Here is a 19,732-nt window from a genome sequence, read left to right on the forward strand (position 1 = left end):
TTCGGTCGCTGCACCGCAAAGGCGCAAGCGAGTCCCACTATCAACCGGAGACCTTCTCATGAACCTCAAACTCAAATCCGCACTCGGCATCGCCGCGCTGCTGCTCGGCGCCCAGGCCAGGGCCCAGATCACCTTCTACGAAGGCGAGGGCTTCCGCGGCCGCGCCTTCACCACCAACCAGCGCGTCGGCAACTTCGAGCGCTTCGGCTTCAACGACCGGGCCCGCTCGGTGGTGGTGGACAGCGGCCGCTGGGAAGCCTGCGAAGACGCCCGCTTCGAAGGCCGCTGCGTGGTCCTGCGCCGCGGCAGCTACGACTCGCTGGAGCGCCTGGGCCTGGAAGGCAGCATATCGTCGGTGCGTCCGCTGCAGGGCAACCGGCCGGTCGCCGTGCCTGCGCCGGAACCGCTCGCGGCCCCGACCTATGAATACCGTCGCCGTCCGAACGAGCGCGTGTACGAAGCGCCGATCACCTCGGTGCGCGCCGTGGTCGGCCCGCCGAACCAGCGTTGCTGGATGGAGCGCCAGCAGGTGCAGGCGGCACCGAGCCAGAGCAACGTGGGCGGCCTGCTGCTCGGCGGGCTGATCGGCGGGGTGCTGGGCCACCAGGTCGGCGGCGGCACGGGCAACGACCTGGCCACGGTTGCCGGTGCCGTCGGCGGCGCGGTGGTGGGCAACAACATGGCGGGCGGCTCGGCCGGCGTCGGCCCGGTGGGACGCGACGTGCAACGCTGCGAAACCACGCAGAACACCAAGCCCGACTTCTGGGACGTGACCTACAACTACCGCGGTGCCGAGCACCACGTGCAGATGACGGCCCCGCCGGTCGGCAACACGATCATCGTGAACGCCAACGGCCTGCCGCGCCAGTAGGCCCACCGCGCAGCGGCGGCGCCGGGCGACAGCTCAGCGCCGCTCGTACTGCGTCTTGCCGAACAGGATTTCGCGCTCCTTCTCGTCGCGCACGGGCTTGCGCAGCTCCGCCAGCACCTTGACGCCGCGCTGCACCGCCGGCCGGGCGTCGATTGCGTTGAACCACTCCTGCAGGTGCGGATAGTCCGACAGCGTGATGCCCTGGTTCTGCCAGCTGCGCAGCCACGGGAAGGTGGCGATGTCGGCGATCGAATAGTCCTTCCCGCCCAGGAAGCGGCTCTGCGCCAGCCGCTTGTCGATCACCGAATAGATGCGCCTGGCCTCGTTGCTGTAGCGGTCGATCGCATAGGGAATCTTCTCGGGCGCGTACATCCGGAAGTGGTGGGCCTGGCCCAGCATCGGGCCGACGCTGCCCATCTGGAACATCAGCCACTGCAGCACCTCGAAGCGCTCGCGGTCGGTCCGCGGCAGGAACATGCCGGTCTTGGACGCCAGATAGACGAGGATCGCGCCGGATTCGAACAGCGAGATCGGCTTGCCGTCGGGGCCGTGCGGGTCGGTGATGGCCGGAATCTTGTTGTTGGGGCTGATGGCCAGGAATTCGGGCTTGAACTGGTCGCCGGCGCCGATGTTGACCGGGATCGCCCGGTACGGCAGGTCGCATTCTTCCAGCATGACGTGGACTTTGTGGCCGTTGGGCGTGGCCCAGGTGAACACTTCGATCATCGCTTTCCTCATGCTTTCCCGTTTGAACAATAATGGCACTTTAGGTCATCCCCGAGCCGCATGTTCGAGCGCATCAAGAAGGCTTTCACCCGGGCGTCCCGCGAAGACGACAAGGAAACGGTCGGCCCGCCTTCGCAGATGGCCGCCGGGCCGATGTCCGAATGGGCGTCGACCCGCGGCTTCGGCTTCTCCAGCGCCGACGGCGGCGGCGCGCTCGGGCTGGAAGGCAAGATCGGCGGCAAGCGCTGGCGCATGGAACTGGGGCGGCCGACCCGCAACTTCATCCGCGGCGAGGAGCTGCGCGGCCGCGCCGAACTGGGCATCGACGAGGATGCCGCGGTGCTGGTGCTCAATCGCACCCTGAAGGAAGCGCTGGACAAGCAGGCCTACTCGATCTACACGGACCACCTGCAGACCTCGGTCGACCCCAAGCTGCCCGAGGAAATGCGCTGGCTGGCGATGTACGACGAGGTGGGCTGGGACGAGCTGCCGGCGCCGTTCTGGGAGCGTTACGCAGTGCTGGCGGACCGCCGCGAGAATGCCCTGGCCTGGGTCGACGGCGTGCTGGCCACGGCCATGCTGGAGTGGCCCCGGCCCGGCCCGGACGCTGAAACCCCGTTCATGCTGATGCTGCTGCGCGGCAAGGGCTACATGCGGATGGAATACCGGCCGCCCAACATGGCGACGCTGCAGCATGCGGCGCTGATCTTCACGACCGCCTGCGAGAACGCACTGGGCGGGCTGGCCACGCCGGTCAAGCGGCCCTGAAGTGGAACCGGCGCCGGTGTTCGACGCGCCGCTGCCGGCCGACCTGGCGGCGCCGGGCGGCCATTACAGCCATGCGGTGCGCGCCGGCGGCTTCGTGTTCGTGGCCGGCGAACTGCCGATCGCGCCGGACGGCCGCAAACTGAACCAGGAACCGTTCGAGGCGCAGGCGCTTCAGGTGCTGGCCAACGTCGCCGCCGCCTTGCGCAGCGCCGGCAGCTCGATCGACCGGCTGGTGCAGGTGCGGGTCTACATCACCGACATCGGGCACTGGCCGCAGTTCAACGCCATCTATGCGCAATGGGCCGGCGACGCCCGGCCGGCGCGGGCGGTGGTGCCGGTGCCGCTGCTGCACCACGGCTTCCTGCTGGAAGTCGAGGCCACGGCGCTGGCCTGAGGCTGCGATTCCGGATCGTCGGCATCGCGTTTGCGGGCCGGTGGTCATCCCGGGTCAAGCCCGGAAGGACGACCTCAGCCGCCGCGGGTGACGGGCACCTGGGCGTCGCGGCCGTAGGTGCCGTACTTGCCCAGCTCCCACTTGGCGATCGCGTTGCGGTGCACTTCGTCCGGGCCGTCGGCGAAGCGCAGCGTGCGGGCATTGGCATAGGCCGAGGCCAGCGGGAAATCGTCGCTGACGCCGCCGCCGCCGTGCACCTGCATCGCCCAGTCGATCACCTGGCAGGCCATGTTGGGCGCCACCACCTTGATCATCGCGATCTCGTTCTTGGCCACCTTGTTGCCGGCCATGTCCATCAGCCAGGCGGCCTTGAGCGTGAGCAGGCGCGCCATGTCGATCTTGCAGCGGGACTCGGCGATCCGCTCCTGGGTCACGGTCTGCTGCGCCACCGTCTTGCCGAACGCCACCCGCGAGGAGGCGCGCTTGCACATCAGCTCCAGCGCGCGCTCGGCCAGGCCGATCAGGCGCATGCAGTGGTGGATCCGTCCCGGGCCGAGCCGGCCCTGGGCGATCTCGAAGCCGCGGCCTTCGCCCAGCAGGATGTTGGACACCGGCACCCGCACGTTCTCGAAGTACATCTCCACGTGGCCGTGCGGCGCGTCGTCGTAGCCGAACACGTTCAGCGGCCGCACGATCCGCACCCCCTTGGTGTCCGCCGGCACCAGCACCATGCTCTGCTGCGAGTGGCGCGGCGCCTCCGGATCGGTCTTGCCCATGGTGATGAAGATGGCGCAGCGCGGGTCGGCGGCGCCGGAGATCCACCACTTGTGGCCGTTGATCACGTACTCGTCGCCCTGGCGCTCGATGCGGGTCTCGATGTTGGTGGCGTCCGACGACGCCACCTCCGGTTCCGTCATCGCGAAGGCCGAGCGGATCTGGCCTTCCAGCAGCGGCTTGAGCCAGCGCGCCTTGTTCTCCTCGGAACCGTAGCGGGCGATGGTTTCCATGTTGCCGGTGTCCGGCGCCGAGCAGTTGAACACCTCGGAGGACCACGGCACCCGGCCCATGATCTCGGCCAGCGGCGCATATTCCTGGTTGGTCAGGCCGGCGCCGGTGTAGCCCGAGGCCGAGGCGCTGTCCACCGGCAGGAACAGGTTCCACAGGCCGGCGGCGCGGGCCTTGGGCTTGAGCTGCTCGATGGTCTGCAGCGCGCTCCAGCGCTTGCCGGCCTCGGTGTTGGCCTGCAGCTCCTCCTTGTAGGCTTTCTCCGCCGGATAGATGTTGTCGTCCATGAACTTGAGCAGCCTGGCCTGCAGCTCCTTGGTCTTGGGGGAAAAGTCGAAGTCCATGCTCTCTCCTTGGGGTGCGAATGTGCGGTGTCAGGCCTGGCGGGCGAATGTCCAGGCCAGTTCGGCCATCGGGCGGGCGCCGGCGCCGGAGGCGACGGCCTGCGCGCTGGAGGCGGTGCCGGCCTCCACCCGCTTGGCGATGCCCTGCAGGATGGCGGCGATGCGGAACATGTTGTAGGCCAGGTAGAAGTTCCAGTCGCCGGCCAGCTCCTGCGGCGTGGTCAGGCCGGTGCGCTCGCAGTAGCGGCGGATGTATTGCGCCTCCGACGGGATGCCGAGCGCGGCGAGGTCCAGCCCGCCGATGCCGCGCGACAGCTGGTGCGGGATGTGCCAGGCCATGCAGTGGTAGCTGAAGTCGGCCAACGGATGGCCCAGCGTCGACAGCTCCCAGTCCAGCACCGCCATCACGCGCGGCTCGGTCGGATGGAACACCAGGTTGTCGAGCCGGAAGTCGCCGTGCACGATCGACACCTTGCTCTCGTCGCGCGCGCTGGCCGGCATGTGCGACGGCAGCCAGGCCATCAGCTGGTCCATCTCGGGGATCGGCTGGGTGACGGAGGCCACGTACTGCTTGCTCCAGCGGCCGATCTGGCGGTCGAAGTAGTTGCCCGGCTTGCCGTAGCCGGCCAGCCCTTGCTTGGCGAAGTCGACGGTATGCAGGGCCGAGATCACGCGGTTCATCTCGTCGTAGATGGCGGCGCGACCGGCCTGGTCCATGTCCGGCAGGGCCTGGTCCCACAGCACGCGGCCCGGCATGAACTCCATCACGTAGAAGGCGCGGCCGATCACGGCTTCGTCCTCGCACAGGCACAGCATCTGCGGCACCGGCACGCCGGTGCCGGCGAGGCCGCGCATGACGGCGAATTCGCGCTCGATCGCGTGGGCCGACGGCAGCAGCTTGGCCACCGGGCCGGGCTTGGCGCGCATCACGTAGCTGCGCGCCGGCGTGATCAGCTTGTAGGTGGGATTGGACTGGCCGCCCTTGAACATCTCCAGGCGCAGGGGACCGGCGAAACCGGGCAGGTTCTGCTCCAGCCAGGCGGTGAGGGCGCCGACGTCGATGGCGTGCTGCTCGGAGACGGCCTTGGTGCCGACGAAGTGGTCGTAATTCATGGGGTGTCGGCTTCCGAGATCTTCAGCAGGGCTTCGCGGTTGCGCACCATCAGGCCGGCCGGCTCGATGCGGATCGCGCCCTCGCGCTCCATTGCCTTGAGCTCCTGGTTGACGCGCTGGCGGGAAGCACCCAGCAGCTGCGCCAGTTCCTCCTGCGCCAGCTGCAGGCCGATGCGCATCTCGCTGCCGTCCGCCAGCGAGGGCACGCCGTAGCTGCGCACCAGGTGCAGCAGCTGCTTGGCCAGGCGCGCGCGCAAGGGCAGGGTGTTGAGGTCTTCCACCAGGCCGAACAGCTGGCGGATGCGGCGCGCGTGCAGCCGCAGCATCGCCTCGTAGAGTTCCACGTGGCTGGCCAGGATCTTGCGGAAATCGGCCTTGGCCACGCACAGGATGGTGCTGTCGCCATGCGCGTAGGCATCGTGGGTGCGGCGGTCGCCGTCGAAGATCGCCACGTCGCCGAACCAGATGCCCGGCTCCACGTAGGCGAAGGTGATCTGCTTGCCCGAGATCGAGGTCGAGCTCACCCGCACCGCCCCCTTGGCGCAGGCGATCCAGTCCTCCGGCGGGTCGCCCCGGGCGGCGATCAGCTCGCCGTCCTTGAAGCGTTTGACGTAGGCGCATCGGAGAATGTCGTGCCGCAGCGATGGGGAGAGTGAGGAAAACCAGCGACCGGTATTGATCGCCTCGCGTTCCTCGATGGTAAGAATGGGATCGTCCATTTGCCTGTCGTTTGAGTGACTGTCTGCGCCTGCATTGTCGCGCCGGGGACCGGCGCGGCGGCTCAGGGTTGTCACCTGCGGCGCAGGCCCCGCGCAAGCGCCTACTGGAAGCGCGGCTTCTCTTTGGCCAGGAAGGCGGCGATGCCGATGCCGCCGTTGGCGTGGTGCAGGTTGCGCACGAAATGGTCGCGCTCGGCCGCCAGCTGGGCGCTGAAGCTGGCGTCCGCGGCGTCCGCCACCAGTTCCTTCAGGCTGGCCAGCACGTTGGGTGCGCGGGCGTTGAGCCGGCCGGCCAGCTCCAGCGCCGCCGCCAGCGCGCCGCCGGGCGGCGCCAGCTGGTTGACCAGCCCGAGCGCGTGCAGCCGCGCCGGCGCGATGCGCTCGCCGGCCATCAGCAGTTCGTTGACCAGCTGGCGCGGCAGGGCGCGCGCCAGGCTCCAGCTGGCGCCGCCGTCCACCGACAGGCCGACGTTGCTGTATGCCATGACGAACACCGCGTTGTCGGCCGCCACGATGAAGTCGCAGGCCAGCGCCAGCGAGAAGCCGGCGCCGGCCGCGGCCCCTTCGACTGCCGCGATCACCGGCTTGGGGAAGGTGCGGATCGCCTCGATCCAGCTGTGCAGGCCCTCGATCGACTGCGCCTGGACCTGGGCCGGCAGCTCGCGGTTGGCCTGCAGCCGCCGCAGGTTGCCGCCGCCGCAGAAGGTGCTGCCTTCGCCGGTGATCACGACGGTGCGGATTTCCGGGTTGGATTCGGCCACGCTCAGCGCCTCGACGCCGGCCGCGTACATCTCCGGGCCGAGCGCGTTGCGGTGCTCGGGATTGCTCAGCGCCAGCACCATGGTCTGGCCCTGGCTGGTGCTTTTCAGTTCTGCGGTCATAACGGTTCGTTGGTCAGTGGGGACAGCGCTGAAGATCGGTCCCACAAGTATCAGGCCGCATCGCCGCCTTGTCCTTGCGACTAGTCTTCTTCATGGAGGAGCGACAGGCCGATCGCTCCGCGCCTTCGCAGCCAGGGACTGGGGCGGTAGCGCGGGTCGCCGTACACGGTCTGCATGTTGAACAGCACTTCCAGGATGTTGGTCGGACCCCAGCGGTCGCCCATCGCCAGCGGCCCGAGCGGATAGCCCAGGCCCAGCGTCACCGCAGTCTCCAGGTCCTTGGGGCTGCAGATGCGCTGCTGGCAGATGTCGGCGGCGATGTTGACGATGCCGGCCACCACCCGCTGCGTCACGAAGCCGGCGGAATCGCGGATTACGCTGACCGGCTTGCCGTCGCGTGCCAGCAGCGCGTGCGCCGCGTCGCGCATGTCGGCGCGGGTGGCCGGGTTGGTGGCGATCACCCGGCGCCTGGTGGCCGCGTCGTCGATCAGCATGTCGATGCCGACAGTGCGCGCCGGGTCGAGCCGCTCCACCACCGCCACCGTGGTGACGTCGAAGCCCAGCGGCGCCACCAGCGTCAGCGCATGCAGCGAGGGCGACTGGCCGGTCTCGATCGTGGCGCCCAGCTCCTTGAGCAACTGGTACAGCTCGGAGCGGCGGGCGGCGCGGGTGGAAACCCACACCGGCGGCAGCTCGGCCAGCTGCGGCGCCGGCGCCTCCGCGGACACCTGCGCCTTGCCGTCCAGGTAGCGGTAGAAGCCTTCCCCGGTCTTGCGGCCAAGCATGCCGCCGGCCAGCCGCTGCGCCGTGATGACGCTCGGCCGGTAGCGCGGCTCCTCGTAATACTGGTGGTAGATCGACTCCATCACCGGGTGCGAAACGTCCAGCGCCGTCAGGTCCATCAGCTCGAACGGCCCCAGCCTGAAGCCGACCTGGTCGCGCAGGATGCGGTCGACGGTGGCGAAATCGGCGACGCCTTCTCCCACCACGCGCAGCGCCTCGGTCCCGTAGCCGCGGCCCGCGTGGTTGACGATGAAGCCCGGCGTGTCCTGCGCCAGCACCGGCGTGTGACCCATCTCGCGGGCGAACGCCGACAGCGCCTGGCACACCGCAGGGTCGGTCCTGAGCCCGGCGATCACTTCCACCACCTTCATCAACGGCACCGGATTGAAGAAGTGGTAGCCGGCAAAGCGCTGCGGCTGCTGCATACCGGCGGCGATCGCCGTCACCGACAGCGACGAGGTGTTGGTGGCAAGCACGGCCTGCGGCCGCACGATCTGCTCGAGTTCGGCGAACAGCGCACGCTTGACGTCCAGCCTCTCGACGATGGCCTCCACCACCAGGTCGCAGTCCGCCAGCTCCTGCAGGCGCTGCGCCGGCAGCAGCCGCGCCTTGCAACCGGCGACCGCGGCCGCATCCAGGCGGCCCTTTTCCAGCTGCCGGTCCCATTGCGCGAACAGCTCGTCGCGCGCCCGGGCCACGGCCTCGGGCTGGGTGTCATAGAGCCGCACAATGCTGCCGGCCTGGGCCGCGATCTGCGCGATCCCGCGTCCCATGGCACCTGCTCCGGTGACGCCGACGCAGCGGTAAGTGGTTTGCATGCGTTGAATTATCGTTGGCTGCACGCCAGTCGCGGCTTGGGCTGTGCCAGAATTCCACCCCATCCATGTCGATTCGCCAACCCTTTCGCAGGGGACTGATTGCCTGCGTTCTCCTGTCCGCTGCCCTGAGCAGCGCGGCGCTGACGCTCGGGCGCAGCCGCGGGGCCGCACTGCTGGGCCGCCCGCTGGACGTGGCGATCCCGCTGACCCTCGACAATCCGGCGCAGGCCGGCGAGCTGTGTCCGCAGGCCGACGTCTTCCAGGGCGACACGCGGATCAACGAAGGACGGGTGACGGCCCGGGTCCAGCCCGGCACCGGCCAGAACGCGCAGGTGCGGATCCAGTCGTCCGTGCTGGTGGACGAACCGGTGGTCACCGTCTACCTGCGCCTGGGCTGCAAGGAGAAGTTCACCCGCCGCTACGTGCTGCTGTCCGAGGAGCCCGGCGACGCGCCGGTCGCTGCGGCACCCGCGCCGGCAGCGGTGGCTGCCGCGCCAGCCATCCGGCAGGCAGCGCCGGCCACAGCCGCGCCTTCGGCCGCAACCACGACTTCGGCCGCAACCGCAACCGAAGCGGCCACCCCGCCTCGCAGCAGCCGGGCCGAACGCGCCGCCGCGCGTGCACGCCGCGCCGCCGAAACGGCGGTGGCGCCGCGCGGCGCAGCAGCCGGCAAGATTGAAATCGCGCTGCCGTCGGCGCAGCAGCGCGTTGCGCCTGCCGGGCGCGCCGCCACCCGTACCGCCAGCCGTGGCGGGCGGCCGCACCTGACGGTGGACATGCTGGACTTCGGGCCCGAGCGCGATCCGCAACTGCGCGCCACCGCCGGCCTGGCGGCAGCGCCATCCACCGACGAACGCGTGCGGGCCCAGGCGGCCGCGCTCTGGCGCTCGATCAACGCGCAACCCGAGGACGTGCTGCGCGACCTGGAACGCGTGCAGGCGCTGGAGAACGACGTCAAGGGCCTGCGCGGCCTGGTGGCGAACAACGACCGGACCCTGAACGACCTGCGCACGCAGCTCAGTCAGGCGCAGCAGGAGCGCACCCTCACGCTGGCGGCGATCGCCTTGCTGGCGCTGCTGCTGGCCGCGGTCGTCGTGACCTGGTGGCTGCGCCGGGGCGAGGGCAGCAGCACGGGCGAATGGTGGCGGCGCCGTGACGCGGCGGCCGACGCCGTTGCAGCCGGCACGGCGCCGGTGGAACCGGCAGCGCCGGGGTCGCCGCTGCGCGCGGGCAACCTGGACCTACGGGTGGACGAGTCGATGTTCGAGAGCCTGAAGAAGCCGCCCCGGGTGCCGGTGATGCCCTCGGCCGAGGCGATGGCCCGCACCCAGGCAATGAAGCCGGTTTCGCCGCCGATCCCCACGCCAGCACCGACGCAATCCCCGGCCGATCGCCGCGCCGGCCCCTCCTCGTTCCAGTCGAGCTTTCAGTCCAGCGCACTGGCCAGCATGCGCATGGTCAAGGCCGAGGAACTGGTGGACATCCAGCAGCAGGCCGACTTCTTCATGTCGCTGGGCCAGACCGAGCAGGCCATCGAGGTGCTGGAGAGCCACATCCACAACAACACCGAGACCAGCGCGCTGGTCTGGCTGGACCTGCTGGCGATCTACCGCGCGCTCAAGCGGCGCGATGACTACGAGTTGCTGCGGCGCGATTTCCAGCACCAGTTCAACGCCGAAGTGCCGGCGTACGACAGCACGCCCACCGTGAGCGGCGGGCTGGAGGATTACCCGCGCGCGCTCACCCGCATCGCCGCGCTCTGGCCCTCGCCCAAGGTGATGGACGTGATCGAGGAATCGATCTTCCGCAAGCCCGGCGGAGAGGGCGCCGAGCCCTTCGACCTGGAGGCCTACCGCGAACTGGTGATGCTCTACAACCTCGGGCGCGAGGTGGTCCAGCCGGCGCCGGCCGCCGCCGAGGGCGACTCGGTCTCGGGTTCGCACGCCTCGAGCTTCAACGAAACCTCGCTGCAGCCGCTGTCGGTCTCCAAGCACGACGCAGCGCCGCCCCCGGCGCCGGGCAAGGCGGCGGCCTACGATCTCGACAGCATGATGGACAGCAGCCCCGGCGAGACCGGGCTGGGCGAATTGGTGGACCTCGACTCGCTGCATTCGATGCTCGATTCCGAGGTCGAAGAGGATCCGCTCGGGCCGCACACGACCGGCCACGAGTTCCACGACCCGCAGGTGCCGCGGCCGTCGCCGCGCCTGGGGCTGGACATCGACCTGACGGCACCGGCGGGGCCGGCCGCCGACAACGGCATCGATTTCGAGCTGTTCGAGCCGGAGCGGGATACCGATCCCGGCCACCCCGGCAAGCCCGGCTCCTAGCCGCTGCGGTGGCTGCCGCGGTGGCTGGCCGCCCAGGCGCTGGCGGCCATGGCCAGCAGCAGCAGGCCGAAGCCGGCCCAGTGCAGCATTCCCATCTGGCCGCGGGCGATCAGCGCCCCGCCCCCGGCCGCACCCAGCGCCTGGCCGGCATACATGGCCGACGAGTTGAGCGCGATGGAGCCGGCCGCCAGTGCCGGCGCGATGCCCACCAGCCGCGCCTGCTGCGCCGAATTGGACGAGAAGCAGCCAAGCGCCCACGGCGCCGACACTAGCGCCGCCAGCAGCAGGCTGGTGCCCAACGGCCACAGCAGCAGGCTCAGCGCCATGCTGGCGATGGCGATCAACACGCCGGCGTCGGCACCGATGCGCTCGATGTGCCGCGTCATCAGCATGTTGCCGGCAAAGCCGAAGGCGCCGAACCAGACGAACAGCAGGCTCAGTTGCGCCGGCGTGATGCCGATCGCCTGCTTGTAGTAAGGCGCGAAGTACGAGAACAGCACGAACTGGCCGGCCGAGAACAGCACCGTCACCGCGATCACCAGCATCAGCGCGCGCGAGCGCAGCGTCTCGCGCCAGTCGGCCAGCGTCAGCGCCGGCGGGCGCACCCCGTCGGGCATGGCGCGCCAGACCCAGGCCGCGCTGGCCAGCGACAGCAGGCCGACCAGCGCAAATGCGCTGCGCCAGCCGAACATGCCGCCGACGTAGGCCCCCAGCGGCATGCCCAGCACCGATGCCACCGACCAGCCCAGGAACACGAAGGTGATGGCACGGCCACGCTGGGACGCCGGCACCAGCAGGCCGACGCAGGCCGCGGCCTGGGGCGTGAAGATGGCCGGCGCGATCACCGCCAGCATCCGCACCGGCAGCAGCGTGCCGAAGGTCGGCATCAGGGTGCACAGCAGGTGCAGCGCGCCGAACCAGAGCATCGACAGCGCCAGCAGGCGGCGCCGGTCCCAGCCGGCCACCAACGCCGCCAGCAGCGGGGCGCCGACGCACATCACCACCGCCGACGCCGAGATCAGCTGGCCGGCGGTGGAAACCGACACGTGCAGCGAGCTGCCCAGTTCGTTGAGCGTGCCGGGCACCACCATCACGCCGGTGCCGATCACGAAGTTGCCGAACAGCAGCGCCCATAGTACGGGCGGCATGGCCGAATCGCGGCTGGCGGCGACGCTGCCCGGCACGGCGCTCATGGGATGGCCTGGGGCGCGGACTTCAGCGCCTGACCTGGAGCGCGCCAGGATTGACGATGTTGGTCGGCGTGCCGCGGATGAAATTGACCACGTTGTCGAACGCGGCGCCGAAATACAGCTCGTAGCTGTCCAGTTCCACGTAGCCGATGTGCGGGGTGCAGATGCAGTTTTCCAGCCGCAGCAGGGCGTGGCCCTGCAGGATCGGCTCGCTTTCGAAGACGTCGATCGCGGCCATCCCGGGCCGGCCGCGGTTGAGCGCCGCGATCAGCGCTTCCGGCGCCACCAGTTCCGCCCGCGAGGTGTTCACCAGCAGGGCGGTGGGCTTCATCCGCCCCAGGTCTTCCAGCGTGACGATGCCGGTCGTCTCCTCGTTCAGCCGCAGGTGCAGGCTGAGCACGTCGCTTTCGGCGAACAGCTCCTCGCGGCTGTTGGCGGCCTGGTGGCCGTCGGCGGCGGCCTTTTCGCGCGCCGCCTGCCGGCCCCACACCAGCACCTGCATGCCGAAGGCCTTGCCGTAGCCGGCCACCAGCTGGCCGATCTTGCCGTAGCCCCAGATGCCCAGCGTCTTGCCCCTGAGCACCATGCCCAGGCCGTAGTTGACCGGCATCGACGCCGACTTCATGCCCGACTGCTGCCAGCCGCCGTGCTTGAGGGTGGAGATGTACTGCGGCAGCCGGCGCATCGCGGCCATGATCAGCGCCCAGGTCAGTTCGGCGGGCGCCACCGGTGAGCCCACGCCCTCGGCCACCGCGATGCCGCGCTCGGTGCACGCTTCCACGTCCAGGTGGCTGCCGACCCGGCCGGTCTGGGCGATCAGGCGCAGCCGCGGCAGCTTTTCCACCAGCTGGCGCGTGATGTGGGTGCGCTCGCGGATCAGCACGATGATGTCGGCATCGCGCAGCCGCACCGACAGCTGGCCGATGCCCTTGACGGTGTTGGTGTAGACCTTGGCCGGATAGGCCTCCAGCTTGGAGGCGCACTGGAGCTTGCGCACCGCGTCCTGGTAATCGTCGAGGATCACTACGTTCATCCGGCAATTGTGCCCTGAGCGCAGCGTGCCCAGCGCGCCGGCCTGCCGAAGCCGCTAGCATGGCGTACCTTTTCAGTCGTACCCAGGAGACGCAGATGACGATTTCGATGTACACGGCCAGCGTGCCGGTTTTCAAGAACATGCTGGGCAACCTGAGCCACTTCCTGGACAAGGCCCAGGCCAATGCCGAGGCCCGCAAGTTCGATCCGCAGGTGCTGGTGGACTGCCGGCTGGCGCCCGACATGCTGCCGCTGAAGAAGCAGGTGCAGATTGCCTGCGACGCCTGCAAGAACGGCGCGGCCCGGATCGCCGGCGTGGAGGCGCCCAAGTTCGAGGACAACGAGGCGACGCTGGCCGAGCTGAAGGAGCGCATCCGCAAGACGCTGGACTTCCTGGACAGCGTGCCGCGCAGCCAGCTCGAGGGCACGGACGGCAAGGACATCACCTTTCCCGCCGGGCGCGACGTCACGCGCACCCTCAAGGGCGAGGCCTACCTGCTGAACGTCGCCCTGCCCAATCTGTTTTTCCACGTCACCACGGCCTATGCCATCCTGCGGCACAACGGCGTCGAGCTGGGCAAGGGCGACTACCTGACCGGCGGCCGCAGCTAAGCCCGGTTAACGGACGCGGCCCGCCTCCTGCGCTGCCAGCCTGTCCAGTTCGGCGCAGACGTCGGCCATCCGTCCGGAGATGACCATCCGGCCGGCGGCGGCCGACGCATGGGCGCCGTCTTCCACCCGCACCACGCGCAGCGGCCGGCGTGCCGGCAGCACGTTGCGCACCGCAGGACGCCAGGTGGGACGGGCCCGGCCCGGGCCCTTGCCGCAGGCGGCGGCCGGCGCCGCAACCATGCGGCCGACCCGCTGCGGCGGCCGGGCCGGTGCGCTGGCCAGCCAGCCGGCAAGCTGCTGCAGCGGCGCGAACAGCCCGCTGAACGTCATCAAGGTGATTCCCATTGCATGCTCCTGTGAAAGGTCAGACACAGGCAGGATTGCGATTGCGAGGCCGGCCGCAGGGTGATGGCGCCTTGCGCCATACGCCCGCCACCTGCGGCGGCCCGGAAAGGCGCAGCTACATCAGCATGGTGTTGCGGATCAGGCCGACCGCCAGGCCCTCGATCTCGAAGGGCTCGCCGGGTTCCACGACGATGGTTTGGTAGTCGGGGTTCTCGGCGTGCAGCTCGATCAGGTGCTTGTTGCGGCGGAAGCGCTTGACGGTGACGTCGTCGCCCAGGCGGGCCACGATGATCTGGCCGTTCTTGGCCTCCTTGGTGGCCTGCACCGCCAGCAGGTCGCCATCCATGATGCCGGCATCCCGCATCGACATGCCGCGCACCTTGAGCAGGTAATCAGGCCGGCGCTGGAACAGCGTGTTTTCCACGTAGTAGGTCTGGTCCACATGCTCCTGCGCCAGGATCGGCGAGCCGGCGGCCACCCGGCCGATCAGCGGCAGGGCCAGCTGGGCCAGGCTTTGCAGCGGCAGCGAGAACTGCTTGGTGCGCGACTCGTGGATGGTGCGCAGCGTCTCGCTGTTCAGACGGATGCCGCGGGAGGTGCCGCTGACCAGCTCGATCACGCCCTTGCGGGCGAGGGCCTGCAGGTGTTCCTCGGCGGCGTTGGCGGACTTGAATCCCAGCTCCGCCGCGATCTCGGCGCGCGTGGGCGGGGCGCCGGTGCGTGCAATCGCGCTCTGGATCAGGTCCAGAATCTGCTGCTGGCGGGCGGTGAGCTTGGGCGTTTCGAGCATGGGGCGACTCCTGGTGGATGCACTGGAGGAGAGAGGGAAGAAGAGGCACTCACTGTCTTAATATCCAGTAGCTGTATTTTTAACCAGTTTGGAGAAGTTTGCAAGTGAATCGGCCAAAAATTGTGGTACTCGGCACCGGCGGCACGCTCGCCGGCAGCTCGCACTCGCGCAGCGACAACGTCGGCTACACGGCCGCAACGCTTTCCATCTCGCAGCTGCTGGGCGAAATCGACGCGCTGCGCGACCTGCCGCTGGTCACCGAGCAGGTGGCGCAGATCGACAGCAAGGACATGGACGCTGCGGTGTGGACGCGACTGGCCCAGCGCTGCGCGCACTGGCTGGCGCAGGACGATATCCAGGGCATCGTCGTTACGCACGGCACCGATACGCTGGAGGAAACGGCGTCCCTGCTGCAGGCGCTGCTGGCACCGGTCAAGCCGGTGGTGCTGACCTGCGCGATGCGGCCGGCCACGGCGCTGGCGCCCGACGGGCCGCAGAACATCGTGGACGCGATCGCCGTGGCTCGCTGGCCCGGCGCGCGCGGCGTGGTGGCGGTCTGCGCCGGAGCCATCCACGGCCCGCTGGATGTCAGAAAGACGCACACCTACCGGCTCGATGCCTTCAGCTCCGGCGATGCCGGGCCGCTGGGCTATGTGGAGGAAGGCGGCGTGCGGCTGCTGCGAAGCTGGCCGCAACCGGACGCGTCATCGCATTCCGCGATGGCGGCGCTGGCCGATGGCGGCGACTGGCCGTGGGTGGAAATCGTCAGCAGCCATGGCGGCGCCGATGGCCGGGCGGTGCAGGCGCTGGTGGCGGCGGGTGTCAGGGGGCTGGTGGTTGCCGGCACCGGCAACGGGACCATCCACCACCTGCTGGAAGCCGCGCTGCGCAAGGCGCAGCAGCAGGGGGTGCGGGTGGTGCGCTCGACCCGCTGCGCGCAAGGCGTGGTGCTGGGGCATGCCGACGGATCGTTCGAGTCGGCCGGCGGTCTGTCGCCGGTGAAGGCGCGCCTCGCGCTGCAGCTGGAGCTGCTGGCTACTGCGACAGCGCCGCCAGCGCGCGCTGGGTGATTTCCTCGACGCTGCCGGTCCCGCTGATGCGGTGGTACTTGGGCGCGCTGGCCGGTTCGGCCCGCGCCCATGCCGAGTAGTAGTCCACCAGCGGGCGGGTCTGCTGGGCATAGACCTCGAGCCGCTTCTTGACGGTCTCTTCCTTGTCGTCCTCGCGCTGGATCAACGCTTCGCCGGTGACATCGTCGCGGCCCTCGACCTTGGGCGGATTGAACTTGACGTGGTAGGTTCGGCCCGAGGCGGTGTGCGAGCGGCGCCCGCTCATGCGCTCCACGATCGCCTCGAACGGCACGTCGATTTCCAGCACGTGATCGAGCTTGACGCCGGCCGCCTTCATCGCGTCGGCCTGCGGAATGGTGCGCGGGAAACCGTCGAACAGGAAGCCGTTGGCGCAATCGGGCTGCGCGATGCGCTCCTTGACCAGCCCGATGATGATGTCGTCGCCCACCAGCGCGCCCGAGTCCATGACCTTCTTGGCGGCCACGCCCAGCGGCGTGCCGGCCTTGACCGCGGCGCGCAGCATGTCGCCGGTGGAGATCTGCGGGATGCCGTACTTCTGGCAGATGAAGGTCGCTTGCGTGCCTTTGCCAGCGCCGGGCGCGCCCAACAGAATCAGTCTCATGGATGTCCTCGGATGGTTGGATCTGGCAGCTTGTGGCGCGGGGGCCGCGCGCCCCGCGCCGCTGCGCTCGTTGCTGCAAAGGATAGCATGCAGGCTTGCCCCGACCTGACGTGGTGGAAGCGGGCGGCGAGCGTTAAAACAGCTTGCGCACGCGCTCCAGGTCGGCCGGCGTGTCGACGCCCGGCCCCGGCGCCTCGGCGCTCACGTGGACCGCGATCCGGTGCCCGTGCCAGAGCGCACGCAGCTGCTCCAGCGCCTCGCAGTCTTCCAGGGGCGCCGGCGGCAGGGACGGGAACTGCTGCAGGAAGCCGACCCGGTAGCCGTAGATGCCGACATGGCGCAGCGGTGCCGGCTGCGGCAGCCGGGAGACGCCGGCGGAAAAGCCGTCGCGCCACCACGGGATCGGCGCGCGGCTGAAGTAGAGCGCCAGGCCCGAGGCGTCGAGCACGGCCTTGACCACGTTGGGATTGAGGAACTCGTCGAGCTCCGTGATGGCGTGGGCGGCGGTGCTCATGCTGGCATCGGGACGCTGCTGCAGCAACGACGCCACCGCATCGATCAGCGCCGCCGAGATCAGCGGCTCGTCGCCCTGGACGTTGACCACGATGGCGTCGGGTGTCAATCCCAGCAGCCGGCTGGCCTCGGCCAGGCGGTCGCTGCCGGAAGGATGGTCGGTGCGCGTCAACACGGCTTCCACGCCGTGGGCGCGGCAGGCATCGACGATGCTGGCGCTGTCGGCCGCGACTACCACCCGTGTCGCCTGCGACTGCAGCGCGCGTTGCGCGACCCGCACCACCATCGGTTTGCCGGCCAGGTCGGCCAGCGGCTTGTCGGGCAGGCGGGTGGAGGCCAGCCGCGCCGGGATCAGGACCGTGTAGCCCATGGCCGCATCAGACCAGCGGCGTTCGCGCGGGCAGTTGCTCGAGTTCCTCGTCGCTCAGCACGCGGGCCTGGTCTTCCAGCAGGATCGGGATGCCGTCGCGCACCGGATAGGCCAGCCTGGCGCTGCGCGACAGCAGCTCCTGGCGCTCGCGGTCGTAGTCGAGGTGGCCCTTGGTGACGGGGCAGACCAGCAGCTCAAGCAGTTTCGGATCCATGGACCGATGATAGCTTTGCATCCAGCAGGCGGTCGAATGGCGGCCAGAACGCGGGATCGATCCGCACCACCAGCGGCACCGCCCACGCGTCGGGCCGGCTGCGCCACAGCTTGACCGCGTCCTTCTCGGTGCAAACGATGATCATGGCCGGATCCAGCGGCAGCGGCGCGCCGCTGAAATCGTAGTGGTCGGGCAGCGCGAAGGTGCACTCCAGGTCCAGTCCCTGCGCTCGCAGCATGCCGAAGAAGGCCGGCGGATTGGCGATGCCGGCCACCGCCAGCAGCGGCTTGCCGCGCAAGGCGGACAGGTCCGTGCGCTCGGCCCTGCCATTGCAGACCACCGGAGCGAGCTCGCGCTCGACGCTGAAACCCTGGTGGGCGGCGGCGAACTCCGCCGGCGCCAGCATGAAGTCGACCTGGCGCGGCCAGGGTTCGCGCAGCGGGCCGGCCGGCTGCAGCCAGCCGTTGCCCAGGCCGCGGGCGTCGAACACGCACAGCTCGATGTCGCGCTGCAGGGCCAGGTGCTGCAGGCCGTCGTCGCAGACGATCACCTGCACCTCGGGATGAGCCGCCAGCAACGCCTTGCCCGCGTCGATGCGCCTGCGCGCGACGACCACCGGCACGCCGGCGGCCCGCTGGATCAGCAGCGGCTCGTCGCCCACCTGCTCGGGCTGGCTGGCGGGGCCGACTTCCAGGCAGGCGCGCGAGCGGCGGCCGTAGCCGCGCGAGATCACGCCGGCGCGCAGGCCGCGAGCGGCCAGGTGCTCCAGCAATGCCAGCAACACCGGGGTCTTGCCGGCGCCGCCGGCCACCACGTTGCCGACCACGACCACCGGCACCGGCAGCCGCGCGCTCTTGAGGCGGCCGCTGCGGTACAGGCGCCGGCGCAGCGCCACCAAGGCGCGAAACAGCAGCGACAGCGGCCACAGCAGGCAGGCGAGGGCGCCGCGGCGCAGCCAGGCGCTCTGCAGGGCATGGCCCATGGTCAGCGGTGGCCGGCCTGGCCGGACGGCTGGGTGGCGAAGGTGATCTGGTTCATGCCCGAGCGGCGAGCCGCCTCCATCACCGTGATGACCGACTGGTGGGCCGCCATGGCGTCGGCGCTGATGATGATGACGCTGTCCTTGCCGGCCTTGGCGGCCTCGACCAGTGCCACCGCCATCGTCTCGACGCTGCGGCCCTCGACCGGGACCCGGTTCACGGTGTACCTGCCGTCGGCGCTGACGGTGACGATCACTTCCTTGGGATAGTCGCGCTGGGCATCGGCATCCGCCACCGGCAGCCGCAGCTGCAGCTCGGTGAACTTGCTGTAGGTCGTCGACAGCATCAGGAAGATCAGGATCACCAGCAGGACGTCGATGAACGGGATCAGGTTGATCTCCGGTTCCTCCTTGGCGCGCGGGCGGAAGTTCATCGCGGTCGGCCCTATCTGCGCAGCTGGTTGAGGTGGCGCGCGAAGCGTTCGGCGGCCAGCTCCAGCGTCAGCAGGTGCTCGTCGACCCGGCCGCGGAAGTAGCGCCAGAAGATCAGCGACGGGATCGCCACGATCAGGCCGAAGGCCGTGTTGTACAGGGCCACCGAGATGCCGTGCGCCAGTTGGGCCGGATTGCCGCCGGTGGAGGTGCCCGAGCCCTGGGAGCCGAAGATCTCGATCATGCCGATCACGGTGCCCAGCAGGCCCAGCAAGGGAGCGGCGGAAGCGATCGTTGCCAGCGCGCTCAGGTAGCGCTCGAGCCGGTGCGCCACCGCCCGGCCCGTGCCTTCCATCGTGGCCCGCAGGTCGTTCTCGGTGCAGCGCGGATCGGAATTGAGGGCCCGGAAACCGCTGGCCAGGACTTCGCCGAGCGCCGAGTTCTGCTCGAGTTGCTTGACCACGTCCGGCGCCGGCACGCTGGTGCGGGACACCGCCAGCGCTTCCTCCAGCAGCTTGGGCGGCGCCACCTTGGCGGTCTTGAGGCTGATGAATCGTTCAATGATGAGCGCGAGCGCGAGGATGGAGCAGGCAACCAGCGGCCAGATCGGCCAGCCTGCGGCTTGTATGATCGAAAGCAATGAAGACTCTCCGCGCGTAATGCCGTTTGAGAGCGCCGATTATGGCCCAGCGCTCCGGGCCGCCTCGCCGCAAGCGGATCCTGCTGGTCACTACTCCAATCGTAGGATGGGAAAACCTGACTCGTAGGACAAGACTCACAGAAGCTGTGGATAACTTTGTTGAGAAGTCAC

General features: G+C 69.5%; 22 protein-coding genes. 6 read left to right on the forward strand and 16 right to left on the reverse strand.

Annotated elements, in window-relative coordinates:
- Window positions 1-58: 58 nt before the first annotated feature.
- A complete protein-coding gene (locus ACFPOE_RS19560) occupies window positions 59-871 on the forward strand; it encodes a beta/gamma crystallin-related protein (protein WP_376852000.1) in 813 nt (270 codons plus the stop codon).
- Window positions 872-904: 33 nt separating this feature from the next.
- On the opposite strand, the gene ACFPOE_RS19565 is transcribed toward ACFPOE_RS19560, so the two are convergent.
- The gene (locus tag ACFPOE_RS19565) at window positions 905-1,597 is read right to left on the reverse strand and encodes a glutathione binding-like protein (protein ID WP_376852456.1); all 693 of its coding nucleotides are present in this window, start codon (window positions 1,595-1,597) and stop codon (window positions 905-907) included.
- Between the two features lie 60 nt (window positions 1,598-1,657).
- On the opposite strand from ACFPOE_RS19565, the gene ACFPOE_RS19570 reads away from it, so the two are divergent.
- Together ACFPOE_RS19570 and ACFPOE_RS19575 are read left to right on the forward strand one after the other, a co-directional pair.
- Window positions 1,658-2,365: a hypothetical protein gene (locus ACFPOE_RS19570; RefSeq protein WP_376852001.1), complete on the forward strand. Its 708-nt coding sequence runs from the start codon at window positions 1,658-1,660 to the stop codon at window positions 2,363-2,365.
- Window position 2,366: 1 nt separating this feature from the next.
- Window positions 2,367-2,759, forward strand: a complete 393-nt coding sequence (locus tag ACFPOE_RS19575) for a RidA family protein (protein WP_376852002.1) — start codon at window positions 2,367-2,369, stop codon at window positions 2,757-2,759.
- A 74-nt stretch (window positions 2,760-2,833) separates the two neighbouring features.
- On the opposite strand, the gene ACFPOE_RS19580 is transcribed toward ACFPOE_RS19575, so the two are convergent.
- The 5 genes from ACFPOE_RS19580 to ACFPOE_RS19600 all read right to left on the reverse strand — a co-directional run bounded on the left by ACFPOE_RS19580 (window position 2,834) and on the right by ACFPOE_RS19600 (window position 8,422).
- Entirely contained in the window at window positions 2,834-4,108 is a 1,275-nt protein-coding gene (locus ACFPOE_RS19580; RefSeq protein ID WP_376852003.1) for an acyl-CoA dehydrogenase family protein, read from the reverse strand.
- 30 nt (window positions 4,109-4,138) lie between these two features.
- Window positions 4,139-5,221: a phosphotransferase gene (locus ACFPOE_RS19585; RefSeq protein WP_376852004.1), complete on the reverse strand. Its 1,083-nt coding sequence runs from the start codon at window positions 5,219-5,221 to the stop codon at window positions 4,139-4,141.
- Window positions 5,218-5,940, reverse strand: coding sequence for a Crp/Fnr family transcriptional regulator (locus ACFPOE_RS19590; RefSeq protein ID WP_376852005.1), 723 nt, complete (start codon window positions 5,938-5,940; stop codon window positions 5,218-5,220). The genes ACFPOE_RS19585 and ACFPOE_RS19590 overlap by 4 nt, the downstream gene beginning before the upstream one ends.
- Before the next feature lie 101 nt (window positions 5,941-6,041).
- The gene (locus ACFPOE_RS19595; protein ID WP_376852006.1) at window positions 6,042-6,821 is read right to left on the reverse strand and encodes an oxepin-CoA hydrolase, alternative type; all 780 of its coding nucleotides are present in this window, start codon (window positions 6,819-6,821) and stop codon (window positions 6,042-6,044) included.
- An 80-nt stretch (window positions 6,822-6,901) separates the two neighbouring features.
- Window positions 6,902-8,422 carry a 3-hydroxyacyl-CoA dehydrogenase gene (locus ACFPOE_RS19600; RefSeq protein ID WP_376852007.1) on the reverse strand — a complete coding sequence of 507 codons (1,521 nt, stop codon included), beginning with the start codon at window positions 8,420-8,422 and terminating at the stop codon, window positions 6,902-6,904.
- Between the two features lie 65 nt (window positions 8,423-8,487).
- Between ACFPOE_RS19600 and ACFPOE_RS19605 the strand changes: the two genes are divergently transcribed.
- A complete protein-coding gene (locus tag ACFPOE_RS19605) occupies window positions 8,488-10,752 on the forward strand; it encodes a type IV pilus assembly protein FimV (RefSeq protein ID WP_376852008.1) in 2,265 nt (754 codons plus the stop codon).
- On the opposite strand, the gene ACFPOE_RS19610 is transcribed toward ACFPOE_RS19605, so the two are convergent.
- Together ACFPOE_RS19610 and ACFPOE_RS19615 are read right to left on the reverse strand one after the other, a co-directional pair.
- Window positions 10,749-11,945: an MFS transporter gene (locus tag ACFPOE_RS19610; RefSeq protein WP_376852009.1), complete on the reverse strand. Its 1,197-nt coding sequence runs from the start codon at window positions 11,943-11,945 to the stop codon at window positions 10,749-10,751. The two genes, ACFPOE_RS19605 and ACFPOE_RS19610, sit on opposite strands and share 4 nt — an antisense overlap.
- A 22-nt stretch (window positions 11,946-11,967) precedes the next feature.
- Entirely contained in the window at window positions 11,968-12,975 is a 1,008-nt protein-coding gene (locus ACFPOE_RS19615) for a D-2-hydroxyacid dehydrogenase family protein (RefSeq protein ID WP_376852010.1), read from the reverse strand.
- A gap of 95 nt (window positions 12,976-13,070) precedes the next feature.
- Here ACFPOE_RS19615 and ACFPOE_RS19620 point away from each other — a divergent pair, with 95 nt between their 5' ends.
- Window positions 13,071-13,586, forward strand: coding sequence for a DUF1993 domain-containing protein (locus ACFPOE_RS19620; RefSeq protein WP_376852011.1), 516 nt, complete (start codon window positions 13,071-13,073; stop codon window positions 13,584-13,586).
- Between the two features lie 6 nt (window positions 13,587-13,592).
- Here the strand turns inward: ACFPOE_RS19620 and ACFPOE_RS19625 are convergent, their stop codons facing one another.
- Window positions 13,593-13,931 (reverse strand): hypothetical protein, encoded by a 339-nt coding sequence (locus ACFPOE_RS19625; RefSeq protein WP_376852012.1) that lies wholly within the window; start codon window positions 13,929-13,931, stop codon window positions 13,593-13,595.
- Window positions 13,932-14,046: 115 nt separating this feature from the next.
- A complete protein-coding gene (lexA, locus tag ACFPOE_RS19630; RefSeq protein ID WP_376852013.1) occupies window positions 14,047-14,721 on the reverse strand; it encodes a transcriptional repressor LexA in 675 nt (224 codons plus the stop codon).
- Window positions 14,722-14,825: 104 nt separating this feature from the next.
- On the opposite strand from lexA, the gene ACFPOE_RS19635 reads away from it, so the two are divergent.
- Window positions 14,826-15,791, forward strand: a complete 966-nt coding sequence (locus ACFPOE_RS19635; protein ID WP_376852014.1) for an asparaginase — start codon at window positions 14,826-14,828, stop codon at window positions 15,789-15,791.
- Here ACFPOE_RS19635 and adk read toward each other — a convergent pair.
- The 6 genes from adk to ACFPOE_RS19665 form a co-directional block, all read right to left on the reverse strand.
- A complete protein-coding gene (adk, locus tag ACFPOE_RS19640) occupies window positions 15,757-16,413 on the reverse strand; it encodes an adenylate kinase (protein ID WP_376852015.1) in 657 nt (218 codons plus the stop codon). The genes ACFPOE_RS19635 and adk overlap by 35 nt on opposite strands.
- Window positions 16,414-16,546: 133 nt before the next feature.
- Window positions 16,547-17,296 (reverse strand): 3-deoxy-manno-octulosonate cytidylyltransferase, encoded by a 750-nt coding sequence (gene kdsB, locus ACFPOE_RS19645; protein WP_376852016.1) that lies wholly within the window; start codon window positions 17,294-17,296, stop codon window positions 16,547-16,549.
- A gap of 7 nt (window positions 17,297-17,303) precedes the next feature.
- Complete coding sequence (locus ACFPOE_RS19650) at window positions 17,304-17,510, reverse strand: Trm112 family protein (protein WP_376852017.1); 207 nt, start codon at window positions 17,508-17,510, stop codon at window positions 17,304-17,306.
- Window positions 17,491-18,492, reverse strand: a complete 1,002-nt coding sequence (gene lpxK / locus ACFPOE_RS19655) for a tetraacyldisaccharide 4'-kinase (protein WP_376852018.1) — start codon at window positions 18,490-18,492, stop codon at window positions 17,491-17,493. The genes ACFPOE_RS19650 and lpxK overlap by 20 nt, the downstream gene beginning before the upstream one ends.
- 2 nt (window positions 18,493-18,494) lie before the next feature.
- Complete coding sequence (locus ACFPOE_RS19660; RefSeq protein ID WP_376852019.1) at window positions 18,495-18,923, reverse strand: ExbD/TolR family protein; 429 nt, start codon at window positions 18,921-18,923, stop codon at window positions 18,495-18,497.
- An 11-nt stretch (window positions 18,924-18,934) separates the two neighbouring features.
- Window positions 18,935-19,561, reverse strand: a complete 627-nt coding sequence (locus tag ACFPOE_RS19665) for a MotA/TolQ/ExbB proton channel family protein (RefSeq protein WP_376852020.1) — start codon at window positions 19,559-19,561, stop codon at window positions 18,935-18,937.
- Window positions 19,562-19,732 lie beyond the last annotated feature (171 nt).

The organism is Caenimonas terrae (genome assembly GCF_042655405.1).
Taxonomy (GTDB): Bacteria; Pseudomonadota; Gammaproteobacteria; order Burkholderiales; family Burkholderiaceae_C; genus Ramlibacter; species Ramlibacter terrae_A.

What these genes read in the sequence shown, in the direction of transcription:
- lexA (WP_376852013.1), bottom strand. Translation starts at nt 14,721, where the DNA reads ATGCTCGAAACGCCCAAGCTCACCGCCCGCCAGCAGCAGATTCTGGAC.
- ACFPOE_RS19570 (WP_376852001.1), top strand. Translation starts at nt 1,658, where the DNA reads ATGTTCGAGCGCATCAAGAAGGCTTTCACCCGGGCGTCCCGCGAAGAC.
- ACFPOE_RS19660 (WP_376852019.1), bottom strand. Translation starts at nt 18,923, where the DNA reads ATGAACTTCCGCCCGCGCGCCAAGGAGGAACCGGAGATCAACCTGATC.
- ACFPOE_RS19560 (WP_376852000.1), top strand. Translation starts at nt 59, where the DNA reads ATGAACCTCAAACTCAAATCCGCACTCGGCATCGCCGCGCTGCTGCTC.
- ACFPOE_RS19565 (WP_376852456.1), bottom strand. Translation starts at nt 1,597, where the DNA reads ATGATCGAAGTGTTCACCTGGGCCACGCCCAACGGCCACAAAGTCCAC.
- ACFPOE_RS19590 (WP_376852005.1), bottom strand. Translation starts at nt 5,940, where the DNA reads ATGGACGATCCCATTCTTACCATCGAGGAACGCGAGGCGATCAATACC.
- adk (WP_376852015.1), bottom strand. Translation starts at nt 16,413, where the DNA reads ATGAGACTGATTCTGTTGGGCGCGCCCGGCGCTGGCAAAGGCACGCAA.
- ACFPOE_RS19600 (WP_376852007.1), bottom strand. Translation starts at nt 8,422, where the DNA reads ATGCAAACCACTTACCGCTGCGTCGGCGTCACCGGAGCAGGTGCCATG.
- lpxK (WP_376852018.1), bottom strand. Translation starts at nt 18,492, where the DNA reads ATGGGCCATGCCCTGCAGAGCGCCTGGCTGCGCCGCGGCGCCCTCGCC.
- ACFPOE_RS19650 (WP_376852017.1), bottom strand. Translation starts at nt 17,510, where the DNA reads ATGGATCCGAAACTGCTTGAGCTGCTGGTCTGCCCCGTCACCAAGGGC.
- ACFPOE_RS19625 (WP_376852012.1), bottom strand. Translation starts at nt 13,931, where the DNA reads ATGGGAATCACCTTGATGACGTTCAGCGGGCTGTTCGCGCCGCTGCAG.
- ACFPOE_RS19595 (WP_376852006.1), bottom strand. Translation starts at nt 6,821, where the DNA reads ATGACCGCAGAACTGAAAAGCACCAGCCAGGGCCAGACCATGGTGCTG.
- ACFPOE_RS19610 (WP_376852009.1), bottom strand. Translation starts at nt 11,945, where the DNA reads ATGAGCGCCGTGCCGGGCAGCGTCGCCGCCAGCCGCGATTCGGCCATG.
- ACFPOE_RS19620 (WP_376852011.1), top strand. Translation starts at nt 13,071, where the DNA reads ATGACGATTTCGATGTACACGGCCAGCGTGCCGGTTTTCAAGAACATG.
- ACFPOE_RS19585 (WP_376852004.1), bottom strand. Translation starts at nt 5,221, where the DNA reads ATGAATTACGACCACTTCGTCGGCACCAAGGCCGTCTCCGAGCAGCAC.
- kdsB (WP_376852016.1), bottom strand. Translation starts at nt 17,296, where the DNA reads ATGGGCTACACGGTCCTGATCCCGGCGCGGCTGGCCTCCACCCGCCTG.
- ACFPOE_RS19605 (WP_376852008.1), top strand. Translation starts at nt 8,488, where the DNA reads ATGTCGATTCGCCAACCCTTTCGCAGGGGACTGATTGCCTGCGTTCTC.
- ACFPOE_RS19615 (WP_376852010.1), bottom strand. Translation starts at nt 12,975, where the DNA reads ATGAACGTAGTGATCCTCGACGATTACCAGGACGCGGTGCGCAAGCTC.
- ACFPOE_RS19580 (WP_376852003.1), bottom strand. Translation starts at nt 4,108, where the DNA reads ATGGACTTCGACTTTTCCCCCAAGACCAAGGAGCTGCAGGCCAGGCTG.